This is a genomic window from Streptomyces sp. NPDC050508 (assembly GCF_040655155.1).
GTDB lineage: Bacteria > Actinomycetota > Actinomycetes > Streptomycetales > Streptomycetaceae > Streptomyces.
In genome coordinates, this window is the sequence record NZ_JBFAJJ010000001.1 from 400,006 (window position 1) to 413,323 (window position 13,318).

Annotated in this window: 13 protein-coding genes; 8 read left to right on the forward strand and 5 right to left on the reverse strand. The window is 69.1% G+C overall.

Going from position 1 to position 13,318, the window contains the following annotated elements; genetic code table 11:
- Nucleotides 1-163 precede the first annotated feature (163 nt).
- Complete coding sequence (locus AB0I69_RS01780; protein ID WP_363093488.1) at nucleotides 164-337, forward strand: hypothetical protein; 174 nt, start codon at nucleotides 164-166, stop codon at nucleotides 335-337.
- 56 nt (nucleotides 338-393) lie between these two features.
- Nucleotides 394-876 carry a GNAT family N-acetyltransferase gene (locus tag AB0I69_RS01785; RefSeq protein ID WP_363093489.1) on the forward strand — a complete coding sequence of 161 codons (483 nt, stop codon included), beginning with the start codon at nucleotides 394-396 and terminating at the stop codon, nucleotides 874-876.
- Nucleotides 877-884: 8 nt separating this feature from the next.
- Here AB0I69_RS01785 and AB0I69_RS01790 read toward each other — a convergent pair whose 3' ends face one another.
- Nucleotides 885-2,228 (reverse strand): amidase family protein, encoded by a 1,344-nt coding sequence (locus AB0I69_RS01790; RefSeq protein ID WP_363093490.1) that lies wholly within the window; start codon nucleotides 2,226-2,228, stop codon nucleotides 885-887.
- 257 nt (nucleotides 2,229-2,485) lie between these two features.
- On the opposite strand from AB0I69_RS01790, the gene AB0I69_RS01795 reads away from it, so the two are divergent.
- Both AB0I69_RS01795 and AB0I69_RS01800 read left to right on the forward strand, forming a co-directional pair.
- A complete protein-coding gene (locus AB0I69_RS01795; RefSeq protein WP_363093491.1) occupies nucleotides 2,486-4,339 on the forward strand; it encodes a family 20 glycosylhydrolase in 1,854 nt (617 codons plus the stop codon).
- Nucleotides 4,340-4,356: 17 nt separating this feature from the next.
- On the forward strand, nucleotides 4,357-5,904 hold the full coding sequence (locus tag AB0I69_RS01800) for an alpha-L-fucosidase (protein WP_363093492.1): 1,548 nt from the start codon (nucleotides 4,357-4,359) through the stop codon (nucleotides 5,902-5,904).
- A gap of 21 nt (nucleotides 5,905-5,925) precedes the next feature.
- Here the strand turns inward: AB0I69_RS01800 and AB0I69_RS01805 are convergent, their stop codons facing one another.
- A complete protein-coding gene (locus tag AB0I69_RS01805) occupies nucleotides 5,926-6,831 on the reverse strand; it encodes a helix-turn-helix transcriptional regulator (protein WP_363093493.1) in 906 nt (301 codons plus the stop codon).
- A gap of 160 nt (nucleotides 6,832-6,991) precedes the next feature.
- Complete coding sequence (locus AB0I69_RS01810; RefSeq protein WP_363093494.1) at nucleotides 6,992-7,243, reverse strand: DUF397 domain-containing protein; 252 nt, start codon at nucleotides 7,241-7,243, stop codon at nucleotides 6,992-6,994.
- Nucleotides 7,244-7,456: 213 nt separating this feature from the next.
- Between AB0I69_RS01810 and AB0I69_RS01815 the strand changes: the two genes are divergently transcribed.
- Nucleotides 7,457-8,005 carry an ATP-binding protein gene (locus AB0I69_RS01815; protein WP_363093496.1) on the forward strand — a complete coding sequence of 183 codons (549 nt, stop codon included), beginning with the start codon at nucleotides 7,457-7,459 and terminating at the stop codon, nucleotides 8,003-8,005.
- A 66-nt stretch (nucleotides 8,006-8,071) separates the two neighbouring features.
- Here the strand turns inward: AB0I69_RS01815 and AB0I69_RS01820 are convergent, their stop codons facing one another.
- Nucleotides 8,072-8,875: an SAM-dependent methyltransferase gene (locus tag AB0I69_RS01820; protein ID WP_363093497.1), complete on the reverse strand. Its 804-nt coding sequence runs from the start codon at nucleotides 8,873-8,875 to the stop codon at nucleotides 8,072-8,074.
- Between the two features lie 70 nt (nucleotides 8,876-8,945).
- Nucleotides 8,946-9,953, reverse strand: coding sequence for a LacI family DNA-binding transcriptional regulator (locus AB0I69_RS01825; RefSeq protein ID WP_363094147.1), 1,008 nt, complete (start codon nucleotides 9,951-9,953; stop codon nucleotides 8,946-8,948).
- 271 nt (nucleotides 9,954-10,224) lie between these two features.
- Between AB0I69_RS01825 and AB0I69_RS01830 the strand changes: the two genes are divergently transcribed.
- From AB0I69_RS01830 to AB0I69_RS01840, 3 genes are read left to right on the forward strand one after another with little or no spacing between them, the layout of a single operon-like run.
- Entirely contained in the window at nucleotides 10,225-11,517 is a 1,293-nt protein-coding gene (locus AB0I69_RS01830) for a sugar ABC transporter substrate-binding protein (RefSeq protein WP_363093498.1), read from the forward strand.
- A 6-nt stretch (nucleotides 11,518-11,523) separates the two neighbouring features.
- On the forward strand, nucleotides 11,524-12,417 hold the full coding sequence (locus AB0I69_RS01835; protein ID WP_363093499.1) for a sugar ABC transporter permease: 894 nt from the start codon (nucleotides 11,524-11,526) through the stop codon (nucleotides 12,415-12,417).
- Complete coding sequence (locus tag AB0I69_RS01840) at nucleotides 12,414-13,316, forward strand: carbohydrate ABC transporter permease (protein WP_363093500.1); 903 nt, start codon at nucleotides 12,414-12,416, stop codon at nucleotides 13,314-13,316. Before AB0I69_RS01835 ends, AB0I69_RS01840 begins: the two co-directional genes overlap by 4 nt.
- Nucleotides 13,317-13,318: the final 2 nt, after the last annotated feature.

Consider the following 13,318-nt stretch of genomic DNA (forward strand, 5'->3'; position numbering starts at 1 on the left):
ATGGTCCGTCCCGGGGCCGGCCGTTCACAACGGCCTGCTCTCACACGAGTAACCGGCGCCACCGCGTCCGAACTGCCTTCAACCCACGCCCGAGCGGGCCAGGTACCGGACCGGAGAGCGGCCGGTGTGCCCCGAGGGTGACCCGACACATAAGGAGTGCGCGGTGACACCGGAGAAGACGAACAGCGAGCAACGCCCCAAGGAACCCACGGAGCGTGCGGGCCACCGGTCCGACGAGCTCGGCAGCCTGGCCGTGTGGGCCCGGTCCGCCCCCATCCGTCTCGCGGGCTACGAGGACGACCTCGCCGAGCCCCACATCCTGCCCAGCGTGGACTGACCCCCTTCGGGACCCATCGCGATCGTCGACAGCATGGGCGTGCGAAAATCATGCCCATGCTGATCAGAGAAGCCGCGGCCGACGACTGGCCGCGGATCTGGCCTTTCTGGCACCGGATCGTCGCCGCCGGAGACACCTACACCTGGGCCCGGGACACCTCCGAAGAGGCGGCCCGGGCCCTGTGGACGAGCCCACCGAAGCGCGTGTACGTCGCCGAGGACGAGACCGGAGCCGTCGTCGGCTCGGCCTTCGTCACCCCGAACTACGGCGGCCCCGCCGACCGCATCGCCAACGCCGGCTTCATGGTCGACCCCGACCACGGCGGACGCGGCATCGGCCGCGCCCTCGCCGAACACATCCTCACCGCCGCCCGCGACCAGGGCTTCCGGGGCATGGTCTTCAACGCCGTCGTCGAGACCAACCCCGCCGTCAAGCTCTGGCTCTCCCTCGGCTTCACGATCCTGGGCACGGTGCCGGACGCGTTCGAGCATCCCCGGGACGGGCGCGTGGGCCTGCACATCATGTACCGCGCTCTCTAAGGCGAGTTCTATTCAAGCGGCGCCGTCCGCACCCAGGGGTGCAGCTTCTCCAACTCCTCCGCGAGTTCCAGCAGCGCCGCCTCCGACCCCGGCCGCCCCACCAGCTGTACGGCGCAGGGCGCGCCGGAGGGCAGGGTGCCGAACGGCACCGACATCGCCGGCCAGCCGGTGAGGTTCCACGGGGGCGTCATCGGCGAGTAGTTGGTGTTGGCCAGCACATTGCGCAGCCAGCCCCGCTCGTGCCACGGCCCGGCCTTGGGGGAGCGGCGAGCGAGGGCCGCCGTCAGCAGGATGTCGTGCTCGGCGAAGAAGGGCGTCAGCCGCTCCCTGAGCTGCTCCCGGCCCTTGCCGGTACGGACGCTCTTCACGAACCGGCGCCCGATGGCCGCGTGCACCCGGGTCCGCCGTGTCAGCTTCCGCGGGTCGAGCCCCGCCGCGTCCACCGAGGTGCCCGCCGTCCAGTGCGCGAGCGACGTGGTGCTCAGCGAGAGCGGATACGGCGGATCGGCACGGTGCATGGTGTGACCGGCCTCGGCCAGCAGCCCGGCCGCCTCCCGGACAGCGGTCGTATACGGCTTGCTGACGGCGACTCCGGCGAGCGGGCTGCGCACGGAGACGGCGACCTTCCGGGAGACGGGCTCGTCGGGACGTACGACCTCGATGTCCGCGATGACCGAAAACATCAGCCGGGCGTCCTCGACGGTCGTCGCGAGGGGGCCGTTCTCGGACATTCCGAACCAGTCGCCGTCGCCGATGCCGGCCGGGACGACCCCGAACCCCGGCTTGATGGTGACCAGACCGCAGTTGGCCGCCGGGATGCGCAGGGACCCCATGCCGTCGTTGCCGAGGGCGATCGGCACCATGCCGGCGGCGACCGCGGCGGCGCTGCCGCCGGAGGAACCGCCCGCGGTGCGGGTGGTGTCCCACGGGTTGCGGGCGGTGCCGTGGACGCCCTCGGAGGTGCCGAAGACACACAGCTCGGGCACGTTCGTCAGCCCCACGACCACCGCACCCGCCGCCCGCAGCCGGGCCACGGTGACATGGTCGTGGTCGGCCGGGGTGTCCGGGGTCGCGGCGGAGCCGAGCCGGCTGGACTCGCCGGTCACGGTGAGGTTGTCCTTCACGGCCACCGGCACGCCCGCCAGGGGCAGTTCGGCCAGATCGGCCCGCGCGCCCACCTCGTCGGCCTCCGCGAGCGCCGCCTCCGCCCGCACCACCCGGAACGCGCCGACCCGCCCGTCGAGCCGCTCGATCCGGGCGAGATGCTCGGCCACCACCTCCCGGGGCGTGACCCGCTTCTCGCGTACGGCGGCGGCGATCTCGGCGGCGGTACGGCCGACCCAGCTGGTCACGGGCGTGCTCCTTCGATCTACTCGCGAGTATGTAGAGAGAACTGTGCCTCCGCAGGGGCGGCACGTCGAGAGGTGACCGGCCTTGGACATTCGGTCCCGTCTTCTTGGACTTTTCGCGAGCCGGGTTCGGGCGGGCATCGACGGATCCGCTGGTCATCCGATCAATGGCTCAACTTGACTGCTCCCGCCGCCCATTGACAGCTCCTGAGGGCAGTCCAATCATCAGTCGTCCGATCAATCGCGACCGGTGGAGTGGCATGGCTGAGCGCAGGAAGAGACGGTTCCGGTTGGTCGGCTTCGCGGCGGTGTGCGCACTGCTCGCGGCCCCCGTGCCGGCGGTCGCGGTCCAGCAGGAGCAGGCGGTCCCGGTGACCGTGCCCGCCCTGTCCGACTGGACGCCCGAATCGGGGAGTTACGACTTCGGGGGCGGCACCCGGCTCATAGCCGACAGCACGAGCGAACGCAGAGTCGCCGGCACTCTCGCCGACGACCTGAAGGCAGCCGGTCACGGAACGGTGCCCGTCGTACGGGGCGGTGCCGCCCGGCCCGGCGACATCGTGATCGAAGTCCGGCCGGCGAAGGGGGCGTTGGGTGCGGAGGGGTACGAACTCCGGTCGGGCCGACGGCTGTCGGTGACCGGCGCGACCGAGACCGGTGCCTTCTACGGCACCAGGACCCTCCTGCAACTGCTCGCGCAGGGCGACCGAATCCCCGCCGGACACACGGTCGACGTACCGCGCTACAAGGAACGGGGAGTCGGCGTCTGCGCCTGCTACATCCACATCTCCCTGCCCTGGCTGGAGAACCTGGTGCGCGAGATGGCATACCACAAGCTCAACCAACTGCTCCTCGAACTCAAGGTGAAGAGCGCCGCGCACCCCGAGGCCGACACCTGGGGCTACTACACCCAGGACGAGATGCGCCGCCTCGTCGCCCTCGGCGACAAGTACCACGTCGAGATCATTCCGGAGATCAACTCCCCGGGCCACATGGACCCGTGGATAGAGAACCGCCCCGACCTCCAACTCACCGACAGCGACGGCAACAAGCAGCCCGCCCGGCTCGACGTCACCCAGCAGGCCGCGTTCGACTACTACACCAGCCTGATGGACGAATACGCGCAGGTCTTCACCGCGACGTCCTGGCACATGGGCGCCGACGAGTACATGCTCGGCTCCGACTACTCGAAGTACCCGCAGATGCTGCGCTACGCCCAGGAGAAGTACGGCGCGAACGCCACCCCGCAGGACGCCTACATCGACTTCATCAACCGCGTCCGGGCCTACGCCGCGAGCAAGGGCAAGAAGCTGCGCATCTGGAACGACGGACTCACCGGTGCCAACACCGTGCCGGTGGCGGCGGGCACGACGGTCGAGCACTGGCTGAACGTCCAGGAGAAACCGAGCGAACTCGTCGCCGAGGGCTATCCGTTGATGAACGCGGCCTACTCGCTCTACCTCGTCCGAGGCGGCTTCCACAGCGACACCGAGGCGCTGTACGACCAGAGCTGGGACCCGCGCAGCTTCGAGGGCGAGAAGCTCGCCTCCAGTGACGGCATCACCGGGGCGAAGATCAGCCTCTGGCCCGACAACGGACGAGGGGAGACCGAGAACGAGGTCGCCGCCGACACGGAGCCCGCGCTGCGGCACCTCGCCCAGGCGACCTGGGGCGATCCGCATCCCGACGCCACGTATGCCCAATTCACCACGCGCGGTAAGGCAGTTGGGCAGGCGCCGGGCCGACGGGATCTGACCCGGGTACCGGTGACGGACGGAACGTACACCTTCCGGACGGCGGGCGCCTCCTTCGATGCGGAGGTGCAGCGCACGCCGGACGGCTATGCCACGGTGCGCACCGCCAGCGGCTGCCTGGAGGTTCAGGGCGGCAAACTCACCCTCAACGTGCCGCTCCAGCCGGGAGTCGCGGCTACCCCGCAGCCCTGCGATGCCATGAACACCATGCAGCGCTGGGAGTTGGCACCCGTCGCGGGAGGCTACCGGTTGGTGAACGCGATCACGCAGATGGCGCTGAGCGTCGCTGACGACGGGCGGCTCGTGCAGTACCCGCCGGACCAACACCAGCCCTCCTCCTGGAACTTGACCGCCCACTGACCCGAGGAGTCCCACCCATGGCCCTCTCCAGACGTCTCTTCGTCCTCTCGGCCACCGCACTCGCCGCGACCGGCGCCGCCACGCTGCCCGCACTCGGGACACCGCTGTCCCCGTCCGACTCGCGCTCCCGTATCCCCGTCAGCCCCGACGACACCGCGGACGAGCTGGTCCGCAAGGCCTCCCAAGTCCGGCCCACCGCACGGCAGGTGGCCTGGCAGCAGCTGGAGCGGACGGCGTTCCTGCACTTCGGCGTGAACACCTTCACCGGCCTGGAGTGGGGGACCGGCGACGAGGACCCGAACGTGTTCCAGCCGACCGGCCTCGACACCGACCAGTGGGCCCGCGCCCTGCGCGACGGCGGCTTCAAGCTCGCCATCCTCACCGTCAAACACCACGACGGCTTCGTCCTCTACCCCTCCCGCTACACCAACCACACGGTGGCCTCGAGCAGTTGGCGCGACGGCCAGGGTGACGTACTGCGCTCCTTCGCCGACTCCATGCGACGGTACGGCCTCAAGGTCGGCGTCTACCTCTCGCCCGCCGACGAGAACCAGTACCTCCACGGCGTCTACGCCAACGGCAGCAGCCGCGTCACCCGGACCGTCCCGACCCTCGTCGACGGCGACGACCGCTCCCCGGACCGCTTCTACACACTCGACGCCACCGACTACGGCGCCCACATGCTCAACACCCTCTACGAAGTGCTGACCTCATACGGACCGATCGACGAGGTCTGGTTCGACGGCGCCCAGGGCCGCATCCCGCCGGGCAAGGTCGAGGACTACGACTGGGACAGCTGGTACACCCTGGTCAGATCGCTGGCCCCGGACGCGGCGATCGCCGTGACCGGCCCGGACGTGCGGTGGGTCGGCAACGAGGGCGGCACCGCGCGGGAGGACGAGTGGAGCGTCCTCCCGGTCAAGGAGGAGCAGTACGGCCGTACCGACTGGGCGCTGTCGTACGACACCCCCGACGAGGGCAGCCGCACCGCGCTCGTCTCGGCGCAGCCGAACACCGACTACCTGCAGTGGTGGCCCGCCGAGTGCGATGTGTCGATCCACGACGGCTGGTTCTACCACCCCGACCAAGTCCCCAAGAGCGTCGACGAGTTGATCGACATCTACTTCGGCTCGGTCGGCCGCAACTCGGTCCTGCTGCTCAACGTGCCGCCGGACACCGACGGCCTGCTGGCAGCCCCGGACGTGGCACGCTTGCGGGAGTTCCGCGAGCGCGTGGACCTGGAGCTGCCCGAGGACCTGGCGCGCGGGGCCCGGACAACTGCCGTACCCGGCCGGGTCACCGTGGACCTCGGCGCGGAACGGGAGGTGGACCGCGTCCGGTTGGGGGAGGACATACGGCGGTACGGCCAGCAGGTCGAGGGCTTCGTGGTCGAGGCGCACGTCGACGGGGCGTGGACCGAGGTCACCCGGGCCGGAACGATCGGTGCGAGCCGCATCCTGCTGCTGGCCGCGCCCGTGCGCGCCCGGCGCTGGCGGGTCCGTGTGACGGCGGCCCGGGACACCGTACGGATCGCGGAGTTCGGGCTGTACCGGTCGCTGGTCTGAGCGGCCGGAGAACGACTGCCCTCACATGTCCTTGAGGAGCTTCTCCAGGAAGGCCACCGACTCGGGGGCCGGCGAAGCGACCATGCTCAGCCGGTCCATGACCGCGAGATAGCGGTCGACCTCCTCGGGCTTGTCCAAGTAGAGGGCGCTGGTGAGCTGTTCGAGGTAGACGATGTCCGGCAGGTCCGGGACCGGGAAGCGCAGCACGGTGATCGGACCGCCGGCCGCCGCATGGCCGCCCACGTGGAAGGGCAGCACCTGAAGCGTCACGTTGGGCAGAGCGGCCGTCTCGACGAGGTGGCGCAACTGCTCGCGCATCACGTCCGCCCCGCCGAGCGGACGGCGCAGCGCCGCCTCGTCCACCACGACCCACAGCCTCGGCGCGCCGGGCCTGGTGAGCAACTCCTGCCGGGTCATGCGCAGTTCGACACGGCGCTGGATCGCGTCCGGGGTGTCGACGGGGCGGCCGAGCCGGATGACGGCCTCGGCGTACGCGGAGGTCTGCAACAGGCCCGGGATGAACTGGACTTCATACGTGCGGATGAGGGAGGTGGCCTCCTCCAGCCCCAGGTGCTGCTCGAACCAGGTCGGGAAGGCGTCGCCGTACGCACGCCACCAGCCGGGTTCGTTGGCACGGCGGACCGAGTCGAGGAACTCCTGGCGGAGGTCCGGTTCATGGAGGCCGTACAGCGTCAACAGGTCGGCCACGTCGCGCTCCTTGAAGCCGACGCGTCCCAACTCCATCCGGCAGAGCTTGGCGTCCGAGGCGCGTATCGCCGAAGCGGCCGTGTCCCGCGTGATGTTGAGGGACTCGCGCAGGCGGCGCAGGCGGGTGCCCAGCATGATGCGCTGGACGGTGGGACCACCGCGCTGAAGGCTCAGCACATCCGAACCCGAGGGAGCGTATTCCGGTTGAGCTGCAGTCATGTTCATCCCCTCGGCGGTCGCGCCGATACCGTCCGCAAGTTTTCGGGATTCAAAGAAGGATCGTAGCACCGAGGTTCCGGATAACTGCGGGGAGTGAAGGAGCCGGAAGGTGCCGGCCTGTGTCCGGCGCCTTCCGGCCGATCCGCGGGTTTGCCTGACCTCAACGACCGGGGAGTAGGCCGTCGAAGTCGCCGTCCTTCACACCGCGGACGAACGCGGAGATCTCGGCGCTGGTGTAGACGAGCGCCGGACCTTCGGGATGGCGTGAGTTGCGTACGGCGATGTGACCGTCGGAGAGCGCGGCCAGTTCGACGCAGTTGCCCTCGGGGTTGCTGTGGTGGCTCTTGCGCCACTGCGCGCCGCTCAGCAGGGTCGCCGACATGCCGTTCTCGTGCTCGATCTGACGCCTCATCGCTCCCCCGGAAGATCGGGTGCAATTGCAGCTTCAATTGCACCCATTGGTGATGGGGAGGACGATAGCCCTCGGGTGAGCCGCTCGCAAGATCGTCTGCAATTGCAGCGGTAATTGCCGATGCACTTGCGTTCGCAGGGTCAGGCGGAGGACGATACTCCGGACAGGTGTAGTGCGCGCAGTTGTTCTCTCCCAGGGGTATCAGGGGTCGCGATGTCCGCAGAGCAAGTCGTACGGCCGGTCGACTCCCTGCGGATCGAGGGGACTTGGGAGTGGCTGTGCCGGGCCGTCGACGAGGTGGGCCGGCCCGAACCGGGGCAGACCGTCACACCGATCCCAGCCGTCGGGGACGGGCGCGACCCCGCACTCTGTTCCGTCCTGCTTGTGCCGCCGATGCCTCAATCGGCCCATGTGGCAAGGGACTTCACCCGCGCGGCGCTGGCCGACCGGGCCGCGGACGAACTCGTCGACGACGTGACGGTCACCGTGTCGGAACTGGTGAGCAACGCGCTGCGCTACGGCCGGGCGCCCAACTCCGCGAGGGAGCCGCAGCCTTCACTGTGGCTCGCGGTGTGGGACCGGCTGCCGTACGCGGTGTGCGCGGTCACCGACGACAGTGATCGCATACCCGTCGAGGGGCACCCCGACGAGTTCGCGGAGTCCGGACGCGGTCTGCAGGTGGTCTCCGCGCTGAGCGACTCGTGGGGCTGGAACCTGCGGGCGGGCGGCGGGAAGACGGTCTGGGCGCTGTTCAGGATCTGACCCCGGGGATACAGAACAAGCGAGAGGGGCACCGGCAACTCCGGTGCCCCTCCTCTCTGTTAGTGCTCAGACCTTGCGGCCGATACCGCAGATCGCGTCCACGTCGGACGGGTCACGGCCCACGTCGACCGGCTCCGGGTGCCACTGCGACGTGGGTACGATGCCGGGCTCGATGACCTCCAGGCCGGTGAAGAACGCCTCGATCCGCTCGGGACTGCGCAGGTGGTACGAGCTGGCGGAGTTGGCGTTGTACACCGAAATCGCCTGGTTGAGCGCCGCGTTGGTGTCGGTGCCGTCGCTCAGGGCGAGGTAGCTGCCCGGGGGCAGGGCGTCCAGGAAGCGGCCCACGACGGCCTCGGGCTCGTCCGAGTCCGGGATCTGGCCCAGGATGCCCAGCATCGTCAGCCCGATCGGCTTGCTGAAGTCCAGTGTCCTGGCGGCGACTTCGAGAATCCCCTCGGGGTCCCGCACATCGGCGTCGAGATAGGCGCAGGCGCCCTCCGGGGTGCTGGTCAGCAGCGCCTGCGCGTGCACCAGTACCAGCGGGTCGTTGTCGACGTACACGATGCGGCTCTCGGGCGCGATGCGTTGGGCGACCTCGTGCGTGTTGTCGACGGTGGGCAGGCCGGTCCCGATGTCGAGGAACTGGCGGATGCCCGCCTCGTCGGTGAGATAGCGCACCGCCCGTACCAGGAAGCGTCGTTGGAGGCGGGCGAGCAGGGCGATGTCCGGGAACATCTGGACGATCATCTCGCCGGCCTCGCGGTCGGCGGCGTAGTTGTCCTTGCCGCCCAGGAGGAAGTTCCACACACGGGCGGAGTGCGGCCGGTCGAGCTGCAGCCGGTCGGCCAGCGGGTCTTCGGAGGTCATGGGCAAAGCCTCACACGAAGTACCCGACGGTGTCCGGCGATTCGGACGCGAACCGGGCGACATGGCCCTTTCACGCCCGCGCCGTCCCCGTGCTGTCCCGTTCGATCAGGCGTGGCACCGGCACCCGCACCGTGCGCGCCGGGCCGCCGTCCAGCAGTGCGGTCAACTCCTGGGCCGCCGTACGGCCGAACTCCACGCTGTCCCGGGACAGTGCCGACAGCCACGGCCGGACCATGCGGCACAGTGCGGAGTCCTCCCAGGCGACCACCGACACGTCCGCCGGTACGGAGAAGCCGAGTTCGGTCGCGGCGGCCACTCCGGCGACGGCCATCACGTCGTTGTCGTAGATCAACGCCGTTGGTGGAGCGGCGACTTCGAGGACCCGGCGGGTGACGGCGGCACCGGCCGCGTCCGAGTAGTCGGTGGTCACGGAGTGCACCTCGGTCAGCCCGCGGCGCGCTGCCTCGGCGCGCAGGGCGCGGATGCGGCGCTCGGTGTGCGCGAGGCCGGGAAGTCCGGCGATGTGTGCGATCCGCCGGTGGCCGCGCGCGTACAACTCGTCGACGACAGAGGCCATCGCGCCCGCGTCGTCCGCCCACACCGTCGACAGGCCCGGGTGCCGCTCGTCGGGTGCGCCGCCTATCACCACGGCGGGCAGGCCCAGTTCGTCGAGGAGGTCGGGCCGCGGGTCGGCGGTGCGCGGGTCGGCCACCAGGACGCCGTCCACCCGGTGTTCGGCCCACCAGCGCCGGTACACCGCGCACTCGTCGTCGACGTCCTCGGCCATCTGGAAGAGCAGCCCGAGATGACGTTCGGCCAGCACTTCCTGGATGCCCGAGACGAGTTGGAGGAAGAAGGAGTCGACGCCGAGGGTGTCCGCGGGCCGGGCGAGGACGAAACCGACGGTCGCCGCACCCTCCCCGGACAGTGCCCGCGCCGCCGTACTGGGCCGCCAGCCCAGCTGCTCCGCGACCCGGCGCACCCGGTCGCGGGTGATCTCGGAGACACCGGGCCGGCCGTTGAGCGCGAAGGAGACCGCGCTCTCGGACACGCCGGCGCGCTGCGCGATGTCCTTCATCGTCGGCCGACGCGCGGGCGACCGCTTCCCTGACAACCCTGCTCTCCATTCCACCGGCGACGCGCACTAATGCGCTTGAGTCCACACACCCTAAAGCGCATTAGTGATCCACCGCAAGAATGCGAACACACCGCTCTGACCAGCGTAGTTGGCCGGATTCGGCCAACTAATGAATTTAGCTGAGCAGAATCCATTGACGGGCCCCGCGCGCAGCGTGCAAGGTCTGCCCCGGCACGATTGGCCAACCCCCACTGCAAAGGAGCCACTCGCCGTGCGCATCTCCCGCAGAGCCTTCGCCGCAGCTGCCGCCGCCGTCGTCCTCATGCCGCTGAGCGCCTGCGGTTCCGGGGGAGACGGCGGCGGATCGACCGACGCCTCGGGCAAGGTCGAGGGCGACATCACCTTCCAGACCTGGAACCTCCGCGCCAACTTCAAGTCGTACTTCGAGGGCGTGATCTCCGGCTTCGAGAAGAAGTACCCCGGCACCCATGTGAAGTGGATCGACCAGCCCGCCGAGGGCTACGCCGACAAGATCAGCGCGGACGCCGCCGGCGGCACCCTGCCCGACGTCGTCAACGTCTCCCCGGACCTGGTCGCCCCGCTCGCCAAGGCGGGCCTCGCGCTCGACCTCGACAAGTCGGCCGCGAAGTACAAGAGCGAGTACCTGGCCGGGGCTTGGGCCAGCCACCAGATACCGGGCATGAGCGGCACGTACGCCTTCCCCTGGTACCTCAACACCGGCCCGCTCTTCTACAACAAGTCCCTCTTCGAGCAGGCCGGACTCGACCCCGACCAGCCGCCGAAGACGTACGACGAACTCTTCGCCCAGGCCCTCCAGTTGGCGAAGAGGACCGACGGCAAGGTCGCCACCCTCGCCAACGTCCCCACCGTCGAGGACTTCGGCCGCTACGGCGTCGAGCTCATGAACAAGGCGGGCACCGCCTTCGCCTTCAACGACGCGAAGGGCATCGAACTCCTCACCAAGTACAAGGAGTTGTACGACGCGAAGGCCCTCGACCCGCAGGCGCTCACCGCCACCCCCGAGTCGTCCGGCAAGAAGTTCCTCACCGGGGCCGTCGCCATGAACCCCGGCAGCGCCCTGGACCTCGACAACTTCAAGAAGCAGGCGCCGACCCTGTACAAGAACATCGGCATCACCGACCAGATCACCAGCACCGGGCACGTCAACATGTACGTGATGGGCGTGATGGTCAACTCCAAGACCAAGCACACGCCCGCCTCGGTGGCCTTCGCGCACTACGTCACCGACGCCCAGCAGCAGATGTCGTTCGCGAAGAAGGTCGCCATCTTCCCGAGCACCGCCGGCTCCCTCGACGACCCGTACTTCACCAAGGAGGACGGCACCGACGAGACACGGGTGCGGATCGCCGCCGCCAAGTCCCTGAAGAACGCGGTCAATTACACGCCGGTGCTGTTTAGCGAGCAGATGAAGACCGCGCTGCGCAACGAGGTCGCCAAGGCGTTGCAGGGCAAGGAGAGCCCCGAGACGGCTCTCGACAACGCTGTCAAGCAGTGCAACACGCTCCTCCAGCAACAGGGGTAATCCGCGATGGCCCTCTCCACCGTCTCCCGGGTGCGGCGCCAACTGCCCACCAGTCCCTGGCTGTTCGCCGCACCCGGACTGCTGATCACTGGCGCCTTCATCCTCTACCCGTTCGGTTCCACGCTCGCCAACGCCTTCACCGACCGGCGCACCCTGATCCCTGGCCACTTCGTGGGCTTCGCCAACTTCCGCGAGCTGTGGCACGACGACATGTTCTGGACCGGCCTGCGCAACAGCACGCTGTACATCGTCGGGGTGGTCCCGGCACTCGTCGTACTCCCGCTGCTGCTCGCCCTGTTGGTCCAGAAGAACATCCCCGGCATCACCTTCTTCCGGTCCGCCTTCTACACGCCGGTCGTCGCCTCGATCGTGGTGGTCGGGCTGATCTGGGTGTGGCTGCTGGACGAACGCGGCCTGGTCAACTCGCTGTTGGAGGCGATCGGCGTCGGCCAGGTCGGCTTCCTCAGCGACCAGTGGCTGCTGCTGTTCAGCGCCATGGCCGTCACGGTCTGGAAGGGCCTCGGCTACTACATGATCATTTACCTGGCCGCGCTCGCCAACGTACCGCGCGAACTGCACGAGGCCGCGTCGGTCGACGGCGCGGGCGCGGTGCGCCGCTTCTTCACGGTCACCGTGCCCGCCGTCCGCTCCACCATGGTCCTCGTCGGCGCGCTGTCCTCGGTCGCCGCCTTCAAGGTGTTCTCCGAGGTCTACCTGATGGCGGGCCCGAGCGGCGGACCGGCCGGCGAGGACACCACCCTCGTGATGCTCGTCCAGCGCACCGGCACCGGCCTGACCGGCCGGGTCGGCTACGCCTCCGCGCTCTCGGTCGTCGTCTTCGTGGTCACCGTCGCACTGATGCTGCTCGTGCTGCGGGCCGACCGGAAGGAGGACGCTTGAGCGTCATCGAGCGCACAAGGCCCGTCCAGGAGACGGCAGTTCGCGAACCCCGCATCACCGACGAGCACGGCCGCCGCATCCGCGTCTGGGAACTTGCCCTGCGCTACACGCTGTTGCTCCTCGTCCTCGCCATCACCGTCGGCCCCTTCGTGTGGCAGCTGTCCACCTCGCTCAAGGGCCCGACCGAGGACATCTACAGCTCACCGCCCACCTTCCTCCCCGAACACCCCACCCTGCACAACTACAAGCGGGTCGCCGACACCATCCCCGTCTGGGACTACGCCTTCAACTCACTGAAGGTCGCCTCCGCCAACGTCGTGACGAACTGCGTCGGTTCGGCCCTCGCCGGGTACGCGCTGGCCCGGCTGCGCTACCGGGGCCGCCGCGTGGCCACCCTCGTCTTCATCCTCGCGATGCTCGTGCCGGTGGAGGGCATCATCATCGCCCAGTTCACGACCATGCGGGAGCTGGGCCTGAACAACACCCTGATCGGGGTGGTCCTCCCGGGCTGCATCGGCGCGATGAACGTACTGCTGATGCGCAACGCCTTCCTCAACCTGCCGTACGAGATCGAGGAAGCGGCCTACGTCGACGGCGCCAACGTGTGGCAGCGGTTCCTGCGGATCGCGCTGCCGTCCGTGAAGGGCACCGTCGCCGTCGTCGCGATCTTCGCCTTCATGGGCGCCTGGGACGACTTCCTGTGGCCGCTCATCGTGCTCAGCGACCCGTCCAAGTTCACGCTCACCATCGGCCTCAACTATCTGCACGGCACCTTCGCCAACGACGAACGCCTTGTGGCCGCCGGCACGGTCATCGCCGTGGCACCACTGATCGCCCTCTTCGCCTGCCTCCAGCGGTACTTCTTCCGGGGCGTGGGCGAAGGAGCGGTCAAGGGCTGAGG